18 protein-coding genes, 1 tRNA gene and 1 pseudogene are annotated in these 20,679 nt (G+C 60.0%); 8 read left to right on the top strand and 12 right to left on the bottom strand.

What is annotated here, in order from left to right:
* Window positions 1–40 precede the first annotated feature (40 nt).
* The 3 genes from SHM7688_RS16550 to dgcN form a co-directional block, all read right to left on the bottom strand.
* Window positions 41–691 carry a 3'-5' exonuclease family protein gene (locus SHM7688_RS16550; protein ID WP_058241059.1) on the bottom strand — a complete coding sequence of 217 codons (651 nt, stop codon included), beginning with the start codon at window positions 689–691 and terminating at the stop codon, window positions 41–43.
* 7 nt (window positions 692–698) lie between these two features.
* Window positions 699–1,664: an N-acetyl-D-Glu racemase DgcA gene (gene dgcA, locus SHM7688_RS16545; protein ID WP_058241058.1), complete on the bottom strand. Its 966-nt coding sequence runs from the start codon at window positions 1,662–1,664 to the stop codon at window positions 699–701.
* 136 nt (window positions 1,665–1,800) lie between these two features.
* Entirely contained in the window at window positions 1,801–2,802 is a 1,002-nt protein-coding gene (gene dgcN / locus SHM7688_RS16540) for an N-acetyltransferase DgcN (RefSeq protein ID WP_058241057.1), read from the bottom strand.
* A gap of 304 nt (window positions 2,803–3,106) precedes the next feature.
* Between dgcN and SHM7688_RS16535 the strand changes: the two genes are divergently transcribed.
* Window positions 3,107–4,066: an L-malyl-CoA/beta-methylmalyl-CoA lyase gene (locus tag SHM7688_RS16535; protein WP_058241056.1), complete on the top strand. Its 960-nt coding sequence runs from the start codon at window positions 3,107–3,109 to the stop codon at window positions 4,064–4,066.
* A 113-nt stretch (window positions 4,067–4,179) separates the two neighbouring features.
* Here the strand turns inward: SHM7688_RS16535 and SHM7688_RS16530 are convergent.
* Window positions 4,180–6,243 (bottom strand): annotated as a pseudogene (locus SHM7688_RS16530) (GcvT family protein); the annotation flags it as partial.
* 39 nt (window positions 6,244–6,282) lie between these two features.
* Window positions 6,283–6,735 (bottom strand): Lrp/AsnC family transcriptional regulator, encoded by a 453-nt coding sequence (locus tag SHM7688_RS16525; RefSeq protein WP_058241055.1) that lies wholly within the window; start codon window positions 6,733–6,735, stop codon window positions 6,283–6,285.
* A 72-nt stretch (window positions 6,736–6,807) separates the two neighbouring features.
* Between SHM7688_RS16525 and SHM7688_RS16520 the strand changes: the two genes are divergently transcribed.
* Window positions 6,808–7,407 carry a LysE family translocator gene (locus tag SHM7688_RS16520; RefSeq protein ID WP_058241054.1) on the top strand — a complete coding sequence of 200 codons (600 nt, stop codon included), beginning with the start codon at window positions 6,808–6,810 and terminating at the stop codon, window positions 7,405–7,407.
* An 86-nt stretch (window positions 7,408–7,493) separates the two neighbouring features.
* On the opposite strand, the gene SHM7688_RS16515 is transcribed toward SHM7688_RS16520, so the two are convergent.
* A complete protein-coding gene (locus SHM7688_RS16515; protein ID WP_058241053.1) occupies window positions 7,494–8,396 on the bottom strand; it encodes an AraC family transcriptional regulator in 903 nt (300 codons plus the stop codon).
* 151 nt (window positions 8,397–8,547) lie between these two features.
* Between SHM7688_RS16515 and SHM7688_RS16510 the strand changes: the two genes are divergently transcribed.
* A complete protein-coding gene (locus SHM7688_RS16510; protein ID WP_058241052.1) occupies window positions 8,548–9,510 on the top strand; it encodes an acetyl-CoA carboxylase carboxyltransferase subunit alpha in 963 nt (320 codons plus the stop codon).
* Window positions 9,511–9,687: 177 nt separating this feature from the next.
* Entirely contained in the window at window positions 9,688–11,013 is a 1,326-nt protein-coding gene (locus tag SHM7688_RS16505; RefSeq protein WP_058241051.1) for an MFS transporter, read from the top strand.
* A gap of 20 nt (window positions 11,014–11,033) precedes the next feature.
* Here SHM7688_RS16505 and SHM7688_RS16500 read toward each other — a convergent pair whose 3' ends face one another.
* Together SHM7688_RS16500 and SHM7688_RS16495 are read right to left on the bottom strand one after the other, a co-directional pair.
* Complete coding sequence (locus SHM7688_RS16500; protein WP_058241050.1) at window positions 11,034–11,690, bottom strand: GntR family transcriptional regulator; 657 nt, start codon at window positions 11,688–11,690, stop codon at window positions 11,034–11,036.
* Window positions 11,691–11,794: 104 nt separating this feature from the next.
* Window positions 11,795–12,493 (bottom strand): M48 family metallopeptidase, encoded by a 699-nt coding sequence (locus SHM7688_RS16495; protein ID WP_058241049.1) that lies wholly within the window; start codon window positions 12,491–12,493, stop codon window positions 11,795–11,797.
* 108 nt (window positions 12,494–12,601) lie between these two features.
* Here SHM7688_RS16495 and SHM7688_RS16490 point away from each other — a divergent pair, with 108 nt between their 5' ends.
* From SHM7688_RS16490 to SHM7688_RS16475, 4 genes are all read left to right on the top strand, one after another.
* Window positions 12,602–12,928, top strand: coding sequence for a TIGR02300 family protein (locus tag SHM7688_RS16490; RefSeq protein WP_058241048.1), 327 nt, complete (start codon window positions 12,602–12,604; stop codon window positions 12,926–12,928).
* A gap of 108 nt (window positions 12,929–13,036) precedes the next feature.
* Window positions 13,037–13,112 (top strand) — tRNA-Ala (locus SHM7688_RS16485).
* Between the two features lie 179 nt (window positions 13,113–13,291).
* The gene (locus tag SHM7688_RS16480) at window positions 13,292–14,098 is read left to right on the top strand and encodes a glycosyltransferase family 32 protein (protein ID WP_058241047.1); all 807 of its coding nucleotides are present in this window, start codon (window positions 13,292–13,294) and stop codon (window positions 14,096–14,098) included.
* Between the two features lie 297 nt (window positions 14,099–14,395).
* Entirely contained in the window at window positions 14,396–16,615 is a 2,220-nt protein-coding gene (locus SHM7688_RS16475) for a putative bifunctional diguanylate cyclase/phosphodiesterase (RefSeq protein WP_144432618.1), read from the top strand.
* 67 nt (window positions 16,616–16,682) lie between these two features.
* Here SHM7688_RS16475 and SHM7688_RS16470 read toward each other — a convergent pair whose 3' ends face one another.
* The 4 genes from SHM7688_RS16470 to lspA all read right to left on the bottom strand — a co-directional run bounded on the left by SHM7688_RS16470 (window position 16,683) and on the right by lspA (window position 20,532).
* Complete coding sequence (locus SHM7688_RS16470; RefSeq protein ID WP_223229238.1) at window positions 16,683–17,993, bottom strand: M16 family metallopeptidase; 1,311 nt, start codon at window positions 17,991–17,993, stop codon at window positions 16,683–16,685.
* Window positions 17,990–19,330 (bottom strand): M16 family metallopeptidase, encoded by a 1,341-nt coding sequence (locus tag SHM7688_RS16465; RefSeq protein WP_058241045.1) that lies wholly within the window; start codon window positions 19,328–19,330, stop codon window positions 17,990–17,992. The genes SHM7688_RS16470 and SHM7688_RS16465 overlap by 4 nt, the downstream gene beginning before the upstream one ends.
* A gap of 154 nt (window positions 19,331–19,484) precedes the next feature.
* Window positions 19,485–20,006 carry a DUF3035 domain-containing protein gene (locus SHM7688_RS16460; protein ID WP_058241044.1) on the bottom strand — a complete coding sequence of 174 codons (522 nt, stop codon included), beginning with the start codon at window positions 20,004–20,006 and terminating at the stop codon, window positions 19,485–19,487.
* Window positions 20,007–20,058: 52 nt separating this feature from the next.
* The gene (lspA, locus tag SHM7688_RS16455; RefSeq protein ID WP_058241194.1) at window positions 20,059–20,532 is read right to left on the bottom strand and encodes a signal peptidase II; all 474 of its coding nucleotides are present in this window, start codon (window positions 20,530–20,532) and stop codon (window positions 20,059–20,061) included.
* Window positions 20,533–20,679: the final 147 nt, after the last annotated feature.

The raw sequence follows: 20,679 nt of genomic DNA, 5'->3' as shown, positions 1-20,679 counted from the left end.
CCTGCAAAGCGCGCATGCTGCCACAACGCGGCGACACTCCCTATCCTACCGCACGCGGGGCCTGCCCCTCCGCCTGAACGGGCCGGTCAAAATCCTCTGGGCGCAACGCGCTTTTCTGCAACAGATGCCGCAATGCCACGGCAATCGACAGTGCATCGTCCACCGCATCATGCGCCCGCGCATCCTGATTGGGCAGCCCGTAGTAACCGCCCAGCTCATTGCTGCTCAACCGCGCCATATCCTCTTGCGGCATGCCTGCCTTGAGCACAAGATTGCGCACATTGCCAAACCGATGCGCCGGGATCGGCGGCGCAATGCCCGCCAGATAGCAGCTCACGCCCAGCGCATAGAGCTCATCTTTGCCCCAGCTCCACAAAGGCGCACCTGCAGCAAAGTCCCGCAAACCGTCCAGACCCGCCTGCAGCGTGCCACCGTCCTGCGCAATCCGCGCGTTGCTCACCCCGGTCAGCTCTTCAAAATAGGGTGTTGCCTGACAGGGCATCCCTTGACGATCCCGTGGCATCACCACCGCCTCATAACGCGCCAGCACCTCAAAATCATCTTCCAGCGACAGTGCCACAGCGCCAATCTGCACCAGCATCGGATCGGGATCTTCCGGCCCAAACCACAACCGCCCCAAAGCGCCCGCATCGGTCAGATACTCGGTGTCAAAAATGATGGCTGTTTTCATCGCGCCCTTATCCCCAGAGCGCGGCCTCTGGCGGGTGCACGCCCTTGTCATCAAACAAAAGTGGTGTGTCACGGTCTTCGGCCAGCAGGAGCGGCCCGTCAAGGTCAGTGATCATGGCCCCCTGCGCCACCAGCGTGGCCGGTGCCATCGCCAGCGAGGAGCCAACCATGCAGCCCACCATGACCTTATAACCTTCCGCCAGAGCCGCTTCGCGCAGTTTCAACGCCTCCGTCAGCCCGCCAGTTTTGTCCAATTTTATGTTCACCACGTCATATTTGCCCTTCAATTTGGGCAGACTGCTGCAATCATGGGCACTTTCATCGGCACAGACCGGCACCGGACGCTCCATCCCGATCAGCGCCTCATCCTCTCCCGCAGGCAAAGGTTGCTCCACCAGAGCCACACCGAGACGTACGAGATGTGGCGCCAGATCCGCATAGACCTCTGCCGACCAGCCCTCATTGGCATCCACGATGATGGTGGATTTCGGCGCCCCTGCGCGCACCGCTTCCAGACGCGCCATATCATCTGGCGTGCCCAGTTTGATTTTCAACAGCGGGCGATGCGCATTCTTGGCCGCCTGCGCCTGCATCTCCGCAGGTGTGGCCAGCGACAGCGTATAGGCGGTGATCTCCGGCCCCGGCTTTGGCAATCCAGCCAATTCCCAGGCGCGCTTGCCCGCCTTTTTGCATTCCAGATCCCAAAGCGCCGCATCCACCCCAAAACGGGCCGCGCCAGCCGGCAGGAGATCATACAGGGCCTGACGGTCAAGCCGCCCGCTCAAGGCCTCAATCTCTGCGGTCACACTCTCAAGGGTTTCATTATAGCGCGCATAAGGCACACATTCGCCCCACCCCACATGGCCCTCATCTTCCACCCGCACCGTCAGCACCTTCGCCTCCGTGCGCGAGCCGCGCGAAATGGTGAACACCTGCGCCAGTTTGAACACATCCGGGGTGACAGAGAATTGCATATTTGAGTCTCACTCAGCTTTTTGCCGCCACCCCCGCAGAGACAAAACTGCCGAGGCTTCATTTGGCCTAAAATATCCTGGGGGTCTGGGGGCAACGCCCCCAGCCTCTTGTCTCACAGCTTGCTTATCGCGCAGCTTACAGCGCGGCCAGCGCATCCACCAGCTTGCCCGCGCCAAAGCGGAACGGATCAGTAGCAGGCAGACCCATGTCGGCTTCGATTTTCGCCAGATAGGCTTTCGCCTCATCCTCTGCCATGTGCTGGGTGTTCACAGAAACGCCAACAACCTGACAGGCCGGGTTGGCCACCTGTGCCAGCGGCAGCGCCATATCCCGCAGCGCTTCCAGGCTTGGCTGCTGATACTCCGGCAAACCCCGCATGTGATCGCGGGTCGGCTCATGCGCCAGAATAAGCGCATCCGGCTGCCCGCCATGGATCAGCGCCATGGTCACACCAGAATAAGACACATGGAACAGGCTGCCCTGCCCCTCAATGTGATCCCAATGATCTGCGTCATTGTCTGGTGTCAGCCACTCAACGGAACCCGCCATGAAATCTGCAATCACCGCATCCAGCGGCACGCCATCCCCGGTGACCAGAATGCCGGTCTGCCCGGTGGCGCGGAAGGTGGATTTCATACCCCGCTTGCGCATTTCCGCATCCATGCAGAGCGCGGTGTACATTTTGCCCACGGAACAATCCGTGCCCACCGCCAGACAGCGCTTGCCTGTGCGTTTTTTGCCATTGGCAATAGGGTATTCCACTTCTGGCACCCGCACATCATGCAGCTTGCGGCCGGTGGCTTGCGCAACCGCGACCAGATCCGGCTCATCACACAGCAGATTGTGCAGCCCGGAAGCCAGATCAAAGCCTTCTTCCAGCGCCATCACCAGCACTTTTTTCCATTCTGGAGAAATCACACCGCCGCGGTTTGCCACGCCGATCACCAGCGTCTTCGCGCCAGCTTCGCGGGCTTCAACCAGCGTCATATCCGTGAGGCCCATGTCCGCCTTGCAGCCTTCCATACGGAATTGCCCAACGGCATTCTCCGGACGCCAGTCCTTGATGCCCTGAGCCACTTTGGCTGCCAGTTGATCGGGCGCATCGCCCAAAAACAGAAGATACGGTGTCTCGATCATCGCGCGTCCTTCCCAATGTCTCGCGTAAGTCTTGTTGAGCTATATTCTCCGACCATTGATGAAATTTCTTTGTGAACCCACCACAAAATCAGCTCATTCACACAGTTTCTTCACCATTTTTGCCATTTGACGAAATATTCTCCCTCAACGCTTCGTAAAGTTGCGCAAATCTGCGCCTGCCCCACACCAACCTGCCGCGCCGCAGCGTTCTGTTGCCGCAGGTGCAAAATATCCTTGCGCTCGGTCGCGCAACTTCATACCACAACAGGCAAGCAAAACGTAATTTCCTTACCGAGAGACCGATATGAGCTTCCGTATCCAACCCGCCGCCCCTGCCCGCCCCAACCGCTGCCAGCTGTTTGGCCCGGCCTCCAACACCAAACTCTTTGCCAAAATGGCGGCCTCTGCTGCGGATGTGATCAACATCGACCTCGAAGATTCCGTGGCCCCCTCTGACAAGGACATGGCCCGCGCCAATGCGATTGAGGCGATCAACACAATCGACTGGGGCAACAAAACCCTATCCGTGCGCATCAATGGTCTGGACACCCCCTATTGGTACCGCGACGTGGTGGATCTGCTGGAACAAGCCGGGGAGCGCCTCGATCAGATCATGATCCCGAAAGTGGGCTGCGCCGGTGACATCTACGCCGTGGATGCGCTGGTCACCGCCATTGAGGCCGCCAAAGGCCGCAGCAAACGCATCAACTTTGAAGTCATCATCGAATCGGCCGCGGGTATCGCCCATGTGGAAGAAATCGCCGCCGCCTCCCCGCGCATGGTCGCCATGAGCCTCGGTGCCGCAGACTTCGCCGCCTCCATGGGCATGCAGACCACCGGCATCGGCGGCACGCAGGAAAACTACTACATGCTGCACGCAGGCCAGAAACACTGGTCCGATCCATGGCACTGGGCGCAGGCCGCCATTGTCGCCGCCTGCCGCACCCATGGCGTATTGCCGGTGGATGGCCCCTTTGGCGATTTCTCCGATGATGAGGGCTACATCGCACAGGCCAAACGCTCCGCCACTTTGGGCATGGTCGGCAAATGGGCGATCCACCCCAAGCAGATTGCCCTGGCCAATGAAGTCTTCACCCCCTCTGAAGAGGCTGTGAACGAAGCCCGCGAAATCCTTGCCGCGATGGAAACAGCCAAAGCCAATGGCGAAGGTGCCACCGTCTACAAAGGTCGCCTTGTGGATATCGCCTCAATCAAACAGGCCGAAGTGATCGTGGCTCAGGCAGAGCTGATCGCAGGCTCCTAAAGCGTTTCGGGCTTGGCGTGCCTCAAGTTAAGCCCGCAGAGCCGCATTGGGGCAGCACCCACTCCCACGGGAGAGACGCTGCCCTTTAAGCGCCACGCCTCAGAGGCGCATCCTCAGGATCGCACCCGCGTAAATTCTGGATCATATGGCCCCGCCGGGATCACCTCGGCGGGGTATTTTGTCCCCAGCATGTCAATCTCCAGCGCACGGCCGGTTGCGGCCAGCTCCGGGTCCACAAAAGCCATCGCCAGATTGCGCCCAATGCGATGCCCCCAGTCCCCTGAGGTGACCGTGCCCACAACCCGCTCCCCCAGCATCACACTGGATCCCGGCTGCGCCCAGCGATCTGCGCAGTCCACCACCAGAGTCACCAGACGTTTGCGCGGCCCCTCCGCCTGACGGGCGAGAAGCGCGGCTTTGCCAACAAACTCCGGCTTCTCCATCCGCACAAACCGCTCCAACCCCGTCTCAAACGGGTCAAACTCCGTCAGGATCTCCGCTTTCCAGTGCAAAAAGCCTTTTTCAAGCCGCATCGCATCCACCGCACGCGCCCCAAACAGCCGCAGCCCATGCGCCTCCCCCGCCTGTCGCAGTGCCAGATAGGCCGCATAAAGCTGCGCATTGGGCACATGGATTTCATAGGCCAGTTCACCTGAGAAACTCACCGCCATCACAATGGCGGGCGCAATCCCCACAAAGGCCTCGCGCGCCGACAGCCAAGGGAAAGCCGCCGCCGACCAATCCCCGCGTGCCACCTCCGCAAGAACCGCCCGTGCCTTCGGCCCCGCCAAAACAAGAATCGTCCAGTCATTGGTCAGCGAGCGGATCTCAACATCCTCCTCCGGCCTCACATGCGCCGCCAGCCAGTCCATGTCGTGATACTCAGAGGCCGCCGCCGAACCATACCAGATCCGCGCCGCCCCCGTGGCCCCCGCCGGAAGATGCGCAACCGTCGCCTCTCCTTTCAGCATGCCCTGATGGTTGAGCAGATAGCCCAGCCCAACGCGCCCCTCCCGGCGCGCCACAGCCCCGCAGAACATCCGATCCAGAAAACCCTGCGCATCCTCGCCGGTGATCTCGAAGCGGTTGAACCCGCTGACCTCGGTTAAGCCAACGCCGGTCTGCACCGCATGGACCTCCTCGGCCACAACCGCCTGCACCTCATTGAAGCGAAACCCCAGCGTCTCGGTGAAATCCGGCGTCGGCTTGATGTAGTCCACCCGCTCCCAGCCGTTGACCACGGTAAACTCTGCGCCTTCTGCCGCCAGAACAGGCGTGAGAGGCGTTGTCTTCATCGGCCGCCCGGCAGGGCGGTGTTCATGCGGGAAGTGAAACCGAAACTCGTTCTGATAGTCTTCAATGGCTTTCAGCGCGGTGAGTTCCACATTGGCATGTCCGGTGAAGCGGCGCGGATCAATCACCCAGGTGTCATAGCAGGCCTCTCCATGCACAATCTGCTGCGCCAGAAGCCAGCCATGACCGCCCCCCTCGCCCAGCCCCGCACGCAGGCCAATGATGCAATAGGCGTTGCGCTTGCCGGGGATCGGCCCCACCAGCGGCGCGCCATCAATGGTATAGGTGATCGGCCCATTCACCACCGTATGAATGCCCACCTCCATCAGCGCAGGCATGCGCGCAAACGCGCCCTCCAGCACATCACTCACCCGATCCAGATCATCCGGGCACAGCGCGTTGACAAATTTGGGATCAATCCCATCCATGCCCCAGGTCTTGCAGTCCTGCTCATAAAACCCAACCAGCAGACCATTCTTTTCCTGCCGGGAGTAATAATCACTGATCGGACAGCGCAACAGCGGCACCCGGTGCGCCAGATCGCGAATCGCCGGGATCTCCTCGGTCAGGAAATATTGATGTTCCATCGAAGCCACCGGGTGATGCACCCCCATCATGGCCCCCACTTCATTCACCCGATAGCCACAGGCATTGACCACAACATCTGCATGAATGGTGCCTTTGGGCGTCTCCACCTCCCAGGTGTCATCTTTCAATTGTCGCAGCGCCGTCACCGGCGTGTGCCGATGCACCTCTGCCCCGGCCTGCCGCGCGCGCCGCGCCAGCGCCTGACAGAGCTGGGCCGGGTCAATATCGCCATCCAGCGGATCCCAAAGCCCGCCCATCAGGTTTTCCGTCGAAATCAGCGGGTGACGCCGCGCACATGTGCCCCATCAGGCTGGGTCACATCCGTCCAAAAGACCTCAGGCGCGCTCGTCTTTGGGGGAGCCCAACACAACATAAGAGGTGATGGCGTTCACCTTCTCCACCGTGCCCAGAACATCGGTGTGAAACCGTTTATATGACCCGATATCAGCCACTTCGACACGCAGAAGATACTCCACCTGCCCGGTGATATTGTGGCATTCGCGCACTTCTGGCGCCGCCGCCATGGCACGCTCAAACGCGAGCTGCGCCGCCTTGGTGTGGGAGTTCAGCCCCACCGTGATATAGGCCACAAACCCTTTGCCCAAAGCCGCCGCATCCAGCACCGCACGATAGCCGGAAATGATACCGGCTTTTTCCAGTGCCGCGACTCGGCGCAGACAGGCCGAAGGCGACAGCCCCACCCGTTCCGCCAGCGCCAGATTGCTGATCCGCCCATCACGACTCAGAACACGCAATATTTCGTCATCTATACGATCAATACTCGACATAAGTTGCGAACTTATATGCAATAACACACTAAACGCAATTCCATGGCGCATTTTTTCGCTCAGGATTGCGCAATGACTACTGATATCTTCCTCGCCCTCGCCTTCTTCGCTTTTGCCACCCTGTTTTCGCCGGGTCCCAACAATCTCATGCTCATGGCCTCCGGGGCCAATTTCGGTCTGCGCCGCTCGCTGCCCCATCTTCTGGGCGTGGCCACAGGCTTTCCGGCCATGCTGACATTGGTCGGCCTGGGGGTCATGCAACTGTTTGACGCCTGGCCGCACAGCCACACCGTGCTGCGTGTGATCGCTGTGGTTTATATGTTCTGGCTGGCCTGGAAAATCGCCCATGCCGCACCGCCAAAGGATGCGGATACCGAGAGCCGCCCGCTGACCTATCTTCAGGCCTCCGCCTTTCAATGGGTCAACCCCAAAGCCTGGACCATGGGGCTGGGCGCCATCACGCTTTATGCCACCTCCCGCGACCTTGACGCCATCCTGATGGTGGCTGGCACCTATCTGCTGATCGGCTGCTTTTCCGCCGCCGCCTGGACAGTGCTGGGCACCGGCATCCGCCGCCTGCTCAACCGCCCTCAGCGGTTGATGATTTTCAACTGGACCATGGCCGGGTTGCTGCTCGCCTCCCTGATCCCGGTCTTCCTGATGCCTTCCTGATGCCTGCCTGATGTCTTGCTGATGCCCGCATAAGCTCTGATCATGCAGCGGCCTGATCCGCCGCTGCACACCCTGCTCCGCGTTCTCTAGCTGGCAGCATCCACGGGTGTCGCCACATCCGCCGCTTCCACGCGCGTCAAAAGCGGCAGGCAGATTTCTGTCAACAGATCCGCTTCCGCCACCTCGCGTGGATTATTGAGATACCTTTCAAAACAGGGGGCATCGGCGGGCAATTCGCCAGATTGCGGCAACCATTGCCCATAAAGCACGTCATAGGCCCCCGACAGGCCAGCATAAGGCCCTTGGTAGGTCAAAACAGCCATCCGCCCAGCAGGCAGCACTTTGCGCTGCATCTCTATGGGCACCTCTCCCCCAAGCAGTTCCGCGCCCGCCATACTGCGCAACTCCGCCTCTGCCACTTCCGCGGGATTGTCGAAATAGAGCCCAATCGGCAGCCCCAGCCGGGGCCAGAGGTTGCGGCTCTGACATAGGGTGAAAAATCGCTCAAAGGCCGCGCCAATTTCATGATAGCTGCCTTGATGCGGCAAGCCGATCACGATCTGCTCAGGCGCGCTGCGCACAGTGATATCATACATAAATTTCTCTCCGGTTTTTGTCTCAGGGGCGAGATAAAGCGCATGCACGGCATCTGATGGCGTACAGTTGGGTTGGCTCCGAAAGGCCTGCGGTGTCTGCCCATATTGGGCGGCAAAGGCCCGGTTGAAGCTGCGCAGCTGGTCATAACCCACCCGCTGCGCCACCTCTGCCACAGGGACATCTTCGCGCAACAACAGACTTGCAGCCCGATGCAGGCGCACACGCCGCACGGCCTGCGCGCAGGTCTCCCCGGTCATGGCCCGAAACACCCGGTGCCAGTGAAACCGTGACATGGCCGCCACCTCCGCAAGCCGATCCAGCGACAGATCCTCGGCCGGATGGTCGTGGATATAGGTCAACACCCGCAACATGCGCGCCTCATAATTCTGCATGGCATCCTCTTTGATCTCTGCCCCCTGACTGTCACAGCCCCACAGGACAAATCTTGCTGAGTTGCGATCCTGACCAATGCCATGCCCCGTTGCAATTACCCTTGGTCAGCGTCATATAGCTCTGAAGTGAGACAAGCGCGTGGAGTGCCCAATGACCAACTATCTCGACTTCGAAAAGCCGCTCGCCGAAATCGAAGGCAAAGCCGAAGAGCTGCGTGCCATGGCGCGGCAGAACGAAGAGATGGATGTCACGGACGAAGCGGCGGCTTTGGACCGTAAGGCCGCAGAGCTGCTCGAAGAGCTGTACAAAGATCTGACACCCTGGCGCAAATGTCAGGTGGCGCGCCATCCACAGCGCCCGCATTGCCGCGATTATATCGACACCCTGTTCACCGATTACACCCCGCTGGCGGGCGACCGCAATTTTGCCGACGATCTGGCGGTGATGGGTGGTCTGGCGCGCTTCAACGGCAAGCCGGTCATGGTGATCGGTCAGGAAAAGGGCAATGACACCAAATCCCGCATTGCCCATAACTTTGGCATGGCACGTCCGGAAGGCTACCGCAAGGCAGTGCGCCTGATGGAAATGGCCGGGCGCTTTGGCCTGCCTGTTGTGACACTGGTGGACACTGCTGGGGCCTATCCGGGCAAAGGTGCCGAAGAGCGCGGCCAGTCTGAGGCCATCGCGCGCTCCACGGAAATGTGCCTGCAGATCGGCGTGCCTCTGGTGTCTGTGATCATCGGCGAAGGCGGATCTGGCGGTGCCGTGGCCTTTGCCACCGCCAACCGCGTCGCCATGCTGGAACACTCGGTCTATTCGGTGATCAGCCCGGAAGGCTGTGCCTCGATCCTGTGGAAAGACAGCACCAAGATGCGCGAAGCCGCAGAAGCCCTGCGGGTGACCGCACAGGATCTGCATCAGCTTGGCGTGGCCGATCGGGTGATTTCTGAACCCAAGGGCGGCGCACACCGCGACCGCGCCGCCACCATGCAGAATGTGGCCGACGCCATTGGCGAAATGCTCGGCGAGTTGGAAGAGATGTCCGCCGCTGATCTGGTGTCAAACCGGCGCAAGAAATTCCTCAACATCGGCGCCAAAGGCCTCGCCGCCTGACCCAAGCCTGAGCCCAGCCACGCGGCACTCCCGCCCAAAACCCGCGCCTCCCATGAGGCGGGATTTTGGTTGGGCCCGGCTCAAGGCTGCGCCTTGAGCCTCTGCGCGCCCTCTCTGGCGCAGGCGAACCGACAAGAGAGCGCTTGCTTTACCCTGCTGAAGACGTAGCCTGAGCCTATGTGGACACTGCTAAAACACCCGATTTTCTCGCGCCTGTTTGCCGCACAACTGGTGGCGCTGGCAGGCAGCGGCCTCCTGACCATTGCGCTGGGCCTGCTGGCGTTTGATCTGGCCGGGGCCAATGCCGGCGCGGTGCTCGGCATCGCCTATACCATCAAGATGGTGGCCTATGTTGGCCTCTCGCCGGTGATGGGCGCGCTGGTGGTTAAACTGCCGCGCCGTGCTGTCCTGATCGGCGCGGATGTGATTCGCATCGGCGTGGCGCTCTGCCTGCCTTTTGTGGATAGTGTCGGGCAGGTCTACGCGCTGATCTTTCTGCTGCAGGTGGCCTCCGGCGTCTTTACGCCGACCTTTCAGGCCACCATTCCCGACATCCTGCCCGATGAGGACGCCTATACGCAGGCGCTGTCCCTGTCGCGACTGGCCTCGGATCTGGAAAACATTCTCTCCCCCGCCTTTGCAGGTCTGCTTTTGCTGGTGATGAGCTTCAGCGGTCTGTTTGTAGGCACCGCGCTGGGGTTTGCCCTCTCTGCACTGCTGATCCTACGCACCCGGTTGCCCAGCCGCGCGCCCACCACCGAGCGCCCCTTTGTGGCCCGGTTGACGCGCGGCAGCTGGATCTACCTCTCAACGCCCCGTCTGCGTGGCCTCTTGGCCTTCAACATGGCCGCAGCGGCCACCACCGCCTATGTGCTTGTGAACACCGTGGTTGTGGTGCGCGACAGCTATGGCATGGCGGAAAGTGGTCTTGCGGTTGCCATGGGCGCCTTTGGGGTGGGCAGCATGATCGCGGCCTTCACCCTGCCACGGCTGCTCCACCACATCTCTGACCGCAGCCTCATGGGGCTGAGCGCGGCCCTGCTGGCCCTTGTACAACTGGCCCATGGTCTCGTGATCTGGACGCAGGGGCCCCTTACTTGGGCGGGCTTCCTTGCGATCTGGGCCTGCGCAGGGTTGCTGTTTTCCGCCGTCATGACCCCCTCGGGACGCCTGCTCAAACGCTCCGCCCACTCTGAAGATCGCGCCGCTGTCTTTACCGCGCATTTTGCGCTCAGCCACGCCTGCTGGCTGCTGGCCTATCCTCTGGCTGGCTGGACCGCCACCGCCGGATCTCAGGCGCTGTCATTGATCGTGCTGAGCGTGATCGGCCTTGGCAGTGCGGCGCTGGGATTTGCGCTCTGGCAGCGCAGCCCCGCAGATCTGCCGCACACGCACCCCGATCTGCCAGCAGACCACCCGCATCTGAAAGCCCACGGCGCGCATAATCACGCTCATGACTTCATCATTGATGACAATCATCTGGTCTGGCCAAACCGCGCCTGATCCGCGTTTCTGATCCGGACCTAGCGCGCCAGAAGCCGCAATCCCTGCGTCACATCTGACCGCACGGCCAAACGCAGCCCCGGCTCATCCCCGGCCTTCAGCGCGGCAATGATCAGCCGATGATAATGCGGCGGCTCTGTGCGCCGCAGCCGCCCGTAGAGCGCCCGCATGGTGGGTCCCAGCTGCAGCCAGACGGTTTCTGCCATGGCCAGCATCGCCGGCGCCTGCGCACGCAAATAAAGTGTGCGGTGGAACTCCAGATTGGCGCGAATATAGCCAACAGAATCGCCTTTACGCACCGCGTCAGCCACCGTGCCGTTGATGCTCACCAAACGGTCGATCAGCGCCATATGCGCCCGCGGCAACGCCCGGCTGGCCAGCTCCACCTCAATCAACGCCCGCAGCGCTGCCAGCTCCTCCAGCCGCTCACTCGAGAGCTCCGGCGTGGCCACCCGCCCGGAACTGGACAGGGTCAGCGCCCCTTCGGCCACCAGACGGCGCACCGCCTCCCGTGCCGGGGTCATGGAGACCTCATATTCCTTGCCAATGCCCCGCAGCGTCAGCGCCTCGGCAGGGGCCAATTCGCCATACATGATCCGCGCCCTGAGCGCGCGATAGACCCGGTCATGGGCCGATGTGGATGGATCAGAGGAGGCAGGGCGCGCATGGGTAATCATAGACCTCTTGTGATCACAAAAAAGGCGTGCGTCAACCGCAGCCTGTCACAGGCTTCAGATGGCCCGCTCTGCCCTGTCCGCAGCGGGCACAACCCCTCGCAGACTCAACCCCTATCCTCAAACCGGTATCGGTGCAGCACCTGCCCATCCGTGCGCAGCCAGCGGCGCGGCCCCTCATAGGGCCCATGCAGCCGCATCACCACATCCCAAAACGCCTGAGAGTGGTTCATCTCCTGCAGATGCGCCACCTCATGGGCCGCCACATAATCCAACACGTCCGGCGCGGCCATCACCAGACGCCAGGAAAACATCAACGCCCCCGCCGAAGAGCACGAGCCCCAGCGTGAGCGCGTATCGCGCAGCGTCATCCGGCTCGGCGCTTTGCCAAGACGCATGGCATAGTGATCCACCGCCTCTGACAATCGGTGCCGGGCAAGGTCTTTCAAATAAGTCTGCACCCGTCGCGCCACCTGCTCCGGCTTGCCCGGCACAGCCAGCGTTTCCTGCCCCAAGACAACACTGCGCCCCGTGCCGGCCACAATCACCCGCTCCCGTCCGGCCACCGGCACCTGAGCACCAAGCGCAATGGGGACCTGCGCAGGCTGTTTCGCCAGTTGCTGGCGCAACCAGTCCTGTTTCTCTTCGGCAAATCCGAGCGCCTGCGCCGCGCTGACACCGCGCGGCACGGTCAGGGTCACCTTGCCATCCAGCCGCGACACCCGCAGGCTGATGCGGCGCGCCCGTGAGGACGGGCGCAAAACCACCGTGATGGGCGGCGCTCCGGGGATGATATGTTGCGCCATAGGCCCTCCTTCGCCGCGTTTGGTGTGATACCCTTTGACACGCGGCCCTTGATATGGCACGTCGCGCAAACCGTCGAGACCGACTCAACCGATTGAAGGGGATTACCCATGCCCAAGGAAGAATGGGGCGTCAAACGTGTGTGCCCAACCACAGGCAAACGTTTTTATGACCTGAACAAGAACCCTGTCATCAGCCCATACACAGGCGACGTCGTTGAAGTAGAAGCCGGCAAAAGCCGTATGATTGCTGCTGATGCAGCGGACGCCGCAACACTCAAAGCAAAATCCGCCAACGTGGATGACGCGGATGACGTGCTGGAAGATGATGACTCCGTAGATCTGGACCTCGATGATGATGTTCTGGATGACGACGAAGACGACAACGTTTCGCTGGATGAAATCGCGGATGTGGCGTCTGAAGACGACGACAACTGATCGTCCGAAAAATCTTCAAAAAACTTCTCAGGGGCGGAATTTTTCGCTTGAACCCGCCCCGGGAAGCGCCTAATCAGGCGCACACAGACGGAAACGTCACACTGGTTTGGGGCCTTAGCTCAGCTGGGAGAGCGCTACAATGGCATTGTAGAGGTCAGGAGTTCGATCCTCCTAGGCTCCACCAAATCACTCCACTAAGACAGTTTTACGGCTTGAGAGCCTGCGCATCTTTGGTGTTTGCAGATCCAGCAGATCGGGCAAAACTCTACGATGCTCCCTTCGGATGCCCGCCTACAGCATTGACAGAGCCCCCGAGATACCGACAGGAAAGAGCATCAATTTTTTAGTTTATTGAGAGCTCTAATGAACGACCTCACCCTGATTCAATATTGGCACCAAGGCACCCTGCCAGATGATCTGCAAGCCTGTCAGGACACTTGGACTACAGCCTGCGCCGAAGGCAGCAGGCACCTGTTTGATCGCCAAAGCGCCGCAGCTTTCATCGCAGAGCACTTTGGCCCACGCGAACAAAAAGCCTTTGCCGCCTGCGCCCTGCCGGCCATGGCCTCAGATTATTTCCGCTATTGCGCCCTCTATGTTCTGGGTGGGCTTTATGTTGATATCACATGGGAAAATCATCACCCTCTGGATGAATTTTTGACCGGCTTGGATCCCGAAAAAGACGGCTTCCTCATGAACTTCAACGATGTGCCCGGCAACGTCGCCTCGCACCCTGTGTTGAGCCTGATGGGATCCATGAATTTCGATCTGGTCCTCAATGGCGTCATCTATGTCAAACATCCCCAGAACGCCTTCATCAAAGCCGTGCTGGATCTCTGCACCAGCCTAATCGAACGCAAGGCCACCAACGATGTCGGGCTCGTGACAGGCATCGGCACTCTGATCTCTCTGATCAATCTCCACAAACTGCCGCAAGCTGGCTTGGATCCCGTACTTGGTACATTGCAAAAGCAATTCCCGGACTATGCCGAGGTCTTTGCAACATATCGAGCGGAACTGGCAGATCACTACGACAACTGGAGCGCCGCAGGCAAAAACATCCAGCAAATCCCGATGGATGAGATTGCGCCTTACATCGTGCGCAACAAATCGGCCTCCGCCCCCGAACGCCACGAGTGGCGCGATCACACCGGCTCAATATTCCAATAAGCTCTCCCAAATAGGCCCGCGCCTTCAGACGGAATGACCCTCCCCTGTGCGCTCGGACAGCGCGCGGGGGCAATGCGCCTCGCACCGACGATACAAGCAGCGTTCATAAAATGTCGCAGTGTTGAGCAAATCTTAAGGCCAGTTGACTTAGCCGTTGATCCCGAAGGTTTTTTCCCGCACATTCGAGAGGCTGGGGGCCAAAGGTAGAAATGCGCAATGCGGGCAAGTTTCACATCGCGCATCAACAACCATGCGTCAACCGTGTCCCACATGGCGCAAGACCGGAGGTAAGTGATCGTGCGCGAGCGTCTCAGCTGGCTGAGCCAATCCCGCTCCGTTGAGCTCATCGTTCTGTTTTGTTTCGCCGCCCTCATCGTGGCCTTTGGCGTGGTGTTCACACTGATATGGGATGCAGAAGAACGTGCCAGCAGACGCGAAATTACCTCCGTGCAGCGCGTTTTTGAAAGCCACAAATACGCCCTCCTCAATGAAATGGAGCGCTACGCTGCCTCCAACGCGGCCTATATCAACATCGAATATGACTTCTCCGGCCCATGGGTGAAAAACCGCTTTGCGGATGACATGGCTGAGGAGTTTCCGCATTCCGGCGCCTTCCTGCTGTCCCCAGACGATCAGGTCACCTTTGAGCACACAACAGCCGAAGTCAGCGATGTTGCCCCTGTGTTCACCAACCCAATGTTTCAGGCCGCTGTCGCAGAGATTCGCACAAACTTTCAGGAACTCCGCGCTCTCATGCCTCAGGGGAGCGGGAATTTCTCCGGCAAACTTGATCAGCTTTCAGACATTCAGGCACTCACCATCAAGGATCAGGTGGCCCTTGTCGGCAGCTTCGCCATTGTGCCAGATCCGGGCGGTATCCCAATTTCCGAAAACATGCCCTATGTGCTGGTGACCATTCACCTTCTGGATCGTCCGCATCTGGACCGCATTTTGCAAAACCTGTCCCTCGCTCATCTGGAATTCTCTCCCACGCCCGGCGATCGCTGGGCAGAATTCCCAATTCTCGGAGCAGATGGCAGCGTCAAAGGCTATATGACATGGCCCCCCATGAGCCGCAGCATGATCATCCTGCTGACCTCCGCGCCCGTGTTGCTACTGTTTGTCGGGCTGATCGTTGCGCTGGCCACTATTGCCATCCTGCGCAACGCCCGCGCACAGAACAAACTCAAAGCTCTTGTCCAGAAATCCCTGTATGACGCCCAACATGACAGCCTCACAGGCTTTGCCGAACGCAAGCATTTCTACGAGCGCGTAGCCGACACACTCGACAATCCGCCTTCTGGGGCCGCAGCGTTGATTTATTGCGACATCGATCGCTTCAAGCACATCAACGACACCTGGGGCCATGCGGCAGGCGATGAGGTGATCAAGGTTCTCTCAAGTCGCATTAACACCCGCTTTGCCACCAATCGCATTGCCGGACGTGTGGGCGGAGATGAATTTGTAATCCTCGTCACTGGCTATGAAGATGCGACTGAAATTGAAACCGCCACCCGTGACCTGCTCAGCAGCCTCAATCAACCCCTGACCATTGGCGGCAAGCCCATCGCGCCTCAGTGCCGCGCAGGCGTGGCACATTTCCCCGATCACGGACAAAGCGCCAAGGAACTGATGCATGCCGCCGATGTGGCGTTGCGCCATTGCAAAACCACCGCACAGCGCGATTTTGCCGTCTTTGATCCTGCCATGGATGACGGGCTGATCGAAAACCGGGAATTGCGCTCGGATCTTCAGACCGCCGCACAGGACGGGCAACTGGAACTCTACTACCAGCCAATCCTGCGCAACCCAGATGCCACGCCGACAGGGGTGGAGGCTCTGCTGCGCTGGAACCACCCGACACGCGGACTGGTGCCGCCTGATCGCTTCCTGCCATTGGCGGAGGCCTCCGGGCTCATGCCAGAAATTGGCAAATGGGTGGTGCAGAAGGCCATCAAGGATGCCGCCGAATGGCCCATGGCGTTTGGTGTCTCCATCAATGTGAACTCCTCTCAGCTCCTGCATCCGGAATTTGCACAAGATGTGGAAAACGCCCTCGCCGCGCATGGGTTACCCGCCGAAAAGCTCACTGTGGAAATCACGGAGTCGCAAATTCTGGACCGTATCGAAGACACTCAGACAGTCCAACAAACCCTGAACAATCTCGGTGTGCGCTTTGCGCTGGATGATTTTGGCACCGGCTATTCCAGCCTGAGCTACCTGCACTTGTTTGAGTTCCACTCGCTCAAAATCGACAAGAGCTTTCTGGTCGGGCACAATTTCACGGACAACACCAAAGGCCTGCTGACCACGATGATCAACATCGGTCAGGTGCTCTCCATGTCTGTGGTTGTAGAAGGCGTCGAGACCGACGCCCAGCGCGCCTTCCTGCGTCACTCGGGCTGTGACTTCCTACAAGGCTTTCTCTTCGCACGCCCCTTGCCGCTCAGCGACCTGCTGACCGCTTACGGCCAAAGCGACCTGGACACACCGCGCGTCTCGGTCACGCCCGAATAAACATGCCCGAATAAAAAACGCCGCCATGGGCCTCCCCACAGCGGCGGTTTTCGCATCAAACTCTGCGTCAGAGACCTTCTGGCTGCCCAACCACAACAAACAACAGCCCGTCGCTGTCCAGAAACTGACGCGCCACCCGCGCCACATCTTCGGTGGTCACCGCATCAACCCTGTCATTGCGCGTGGCGATGTAATCAATCGGCATGCCGTCCATCTGCATGGAGACCATGATATTGGCGATCGCCCCATTGCCGTCAAAGCGCAGAGGATAGGCACCGGTCAGCAGCGCCTTGGCTTTCTCAACCTCTTCTTCTGTGGCACCTTCAGCGGCCATGCGCGCCCATTCTGCCTGCACCACCTCAAGGGCCTGCGCCACACGATCATTGGCAGAGGACACGCTGCCCAGATAGACATTGGCCAGATCCCGCAGCACCAGATAGCTGTAGACCCCATAGGTCAGCCCGCGCTTTTCGCGCACCTCGGTCATCAGACGGCTCTCAAAACCGCCCCCACCCAGAATGGTGTTGAGCACATAGGCCGCAAAGAAATCAGGATCATCGCGATCCATGCCCTCCTGCGCCCAGACCGCCACGGATTGAGGTGTGTTGAAATCCACCACATCCACGCCCCCCGCGATCTCCAGCTGCGCAGGCGCGGGCATCGGCGCGCCCGTCTCAGGCAGATCCCCCAGCAACTGATCCAGCAACGGGCCAAGCTCCTGTGCCGTGATGTCGCCCACCACGCCCACAAACAGCCGATCCTTGGCCAGAGCCCCTTGATGGGCGGCGATCATATCGTCCCGCGTCAGATGGGTGACACTCTCTACTGTGCCCTCCCCATTTGAGCCATAAGGATGGTCGCCATAGATCAGCTCCGCCAACCGGGTGCTGGCAATGCGTTCCGGGTCCTTGAGATCAGAGCGGATGCCCGAGAGCACCTGCTGACGCACGCGGTCCAAGGCATCCTGCGGAAAGCTTGGTGCCACCAGCGACTGGCGCAACAGATCAAGCGCGGCGTCGCGGTTCTCGCTCAGCACACGGGCCGAAATCGACACGGCATCGGCGTGGCTGTCATAGCCGAACTGTGCCGCCAGCGCTTCTGAGGCCTTGGCAAAACCCTGCGCATCCAGATCGCCGGTGCCTTCTTCAAGCAGTCCCACCATCAGGTTGGTCGCCCCGCGCTTACCCTCTGCATCCAGCGAGGTGCCGCCTTTAAACCGGAGTTCTAGCGCCACAAAAGGGATCGACGGCTCTTCCACCAGCCAGGCTTTGATGCCGCCCGGCGAGGTCACTTCCTTGATGTCAATTTCTGCCCAGGCCGGTGCTGCCACGCACATCGCCACAATCATCGCCCCTAGGGCCATCCACGCGCGGATCATTGGGAGACCTCCTCTTCTGCGATCTTGAGCCAACCAGTCACCGATTTGTCCTTGTCAAAAATCATCTCAGCCGCCGCCATGATCTCCTCCGGGGTGACCGCCTGTAACACCTCGGGCCAGGCCTGAATGTCGGCAATGGTCAGCCCCGCCGTCAGCCCGCGCCCATAGCGGTTGGCCACGCTTTCCACACTGTCACGCTCATAGATTTCGCTGGCCCGCAGTTGCATCTTGATGCGGCCCAGATGGGCCTCATCCACGCCCTCCTCCATGAAGGCAGCCACAACGCCATCCATCGCATCCTCTGCCTCCTGCAACGTGATGCCAGGTGCGGGCACGGTCAGCAGATTGAAGGTGGTCGCATCCAGCGACGTCCCCCGATACCAAGAGGTCGCATAGATCGACTGTTGGGTTTCAAACTGAAGCTTCTGGCTCAGCACAGAAGTCTGTCCGCCCCCCAGAAGCTCCGCCAACAAGGTCAGCGCCGCCGCTTGTTTCTGATCACCTGGGTTGCGCTCCGGGGCCAGATAGCTGCGCGTCACATAGGGCTGCGCCACACGGGCATCATAAAACACCATCCGCCGCGCGCTGGTCTGGGGCGGCTCACTTGGGCGCGCCCGCTCCGGCAGATCCGGGTTGGCCGGGATTACGCCATAATACTGCTCCGCCAGCGCCTTGACCTCGTCAGGCTGTACATCCCCCGCCACAATCAGGATCGCATTGTTGGGCGCATAAAAGGTGCCGTAGAACTCAAGCGCATCTTCCAGATCCAGCGCCTCCATCTCATGACGCCAGCCAATGATCGGCACGCCGTAACGGTGGTTCAGATACTGCGCCGCATTTAGCTGCTCGCGAAACAACGCACCGGGATTGTTCTCCACCCGCTGATTGCGCTCTTCGATGATGACATCGCGCTCCGTCAGGATCTCCTCTTCGCCAAGCCGGATGTTGACCATGCGGTCGCTCTCCATCCGCATCATCAGCTCCAGCCGGTCTGCCGCCACGCGCTGATGATAGGCCGTCATGTCATAGCTGGTGAAAGCATTATCCCGCCCACCATTGGCCGCCACAGTGGCCGAAAACTCGCCCGGCGCCAGCGTGTCCGTGCCTTTGAACAGCAGATGCTCCAGAAAATGCGCCACCCCGGAGACGCCGGGTTTCTCATCCGCCGATCCGGCGCGATACCACACCATATGCATCACAACAGGCGCGCGGTGATCCTCGACCACCACAACCTGCATGCCATTGTTCAAGGTGAAATCCGTAACGATGTCCTCAGCCACCGCCGGCATCGCAAGGCCCGCGCCTGCAATCACCGCCAAGACGATCCGTCGCAACATGCTTGTGTCTCCCAACCCTTAAGCGCCAACACATCCCTGAGGCCCCGGAGCCCGCAGTTTCAGTGCGTATCGGCAAATTGTCATATCAAATAAATACGCCCCCGAAGGGGCGCTGCAAGAGATCAAACGAGAAAGTGAGACCGCGCGCCCCGTGTCACTGCACAGGGGCCGCAGGGGTTTGCACCCCAGCCCGCTTCCAGCGCCACCATTCTTCGCGATAGTCCAGCGCTTGAGGTTTATAGACCTCTTCATACAGACCCTTCTTGGAGATGCGGATGCTGGTGAATCGGCCACGCTTTGCACGAAACTCTTCATCTTCCTGAAGCACGACCTGACGAATGTTTGGATCCCGCCCCATACGCGATGCATAGCTCACCAAAGAGCTGTCGCTGCTGGGCACCGAGCTGTTCAAAGCACTGCGCGCCGCAGCAGAGCCACCAAGCACGGCCACCGCATCACTCAAAGGATCCTGATCGGTGCGGTTCACCCCACCCGGCGTGGGCGGCGGCAGCGCCGCAAAATCCGCAGGCTGGGTAAGCTCTTTGCCTGGCAGGATCGAAAATTCATCCGGCCCGGGGGTCAACGATTTGTTGGAACGCAGGGTATCGCCGCTGGTGCATCCGGCCACAGCCACCACCATCAACAGTCCCAGACACTTCAGACGCATCACGCCCATGCTCACCTCTCCAGTATATTGAGCACAGCTTTACCCGATCAAACGGATAAGGTCACGCTTCTCTTTTGTCGCCACCGCCAAAGATGACAAGACCAATCGCCCCGGCAAAAATCCAGATATCCGCCACGTTGAACGCATAAGGATTGTTGATGCCACAGCAGGACATATTGAGAAAATCAACCACCGCCCCGAACAACAGGCGGTCCACAACATTGCCCAGCGCGCCGCCAATCAGCAGACCTGCGCTGATCATGCCCCATTTGCCCGGCGGATCTTTGCGCACCCAATAAAGCACAAACCCACAAATGAGAATCGCCAGCGCGATAAGCACCCATTTGGCCGCCTCCGGGCTGTCAGAAAACAGACCAAAGTTAATGCCCCGGTTCCACGCCATGTGAAACTGCAGCAAGGGCGGAAAGACATCTATATGCATCACCTCGCGCAGATTGAGCGCGTTGAGCACAAGGAATTTGCTCGCCTGATCGGTGATAAAGGCCCAAAAGCCTGCCCAAAACACAAGACGCAACAACCGCGTCCCCCTTTCTGCCTGTCTGCCTCTTGGCGCGGCTCCGTGTTGATCACAGAATCTTGCGCCCTACTGTTGCCTCTATGCTACGGCAAGCAAGGTATCGTCAACAAGGGGGTTGCGAGAAATCCAAAACTGGACATGTCC

The sequence above is a fragment of the Shimia marina genome (genome assembly GCF_001458175.1).
GTDB classification, from domain to species: domain Bacteria; phylum Pseudomonadota; class Alphaproteobacteria; order Rhodobacterales; family Rhodobacteraceae; genus Shimia; species Shimia marina.
The sequence above is the reverse complement of the archived record's forward strand: the minus strand, read 5'-3'. Positions and strand labels throughout refer to the sequence as shown.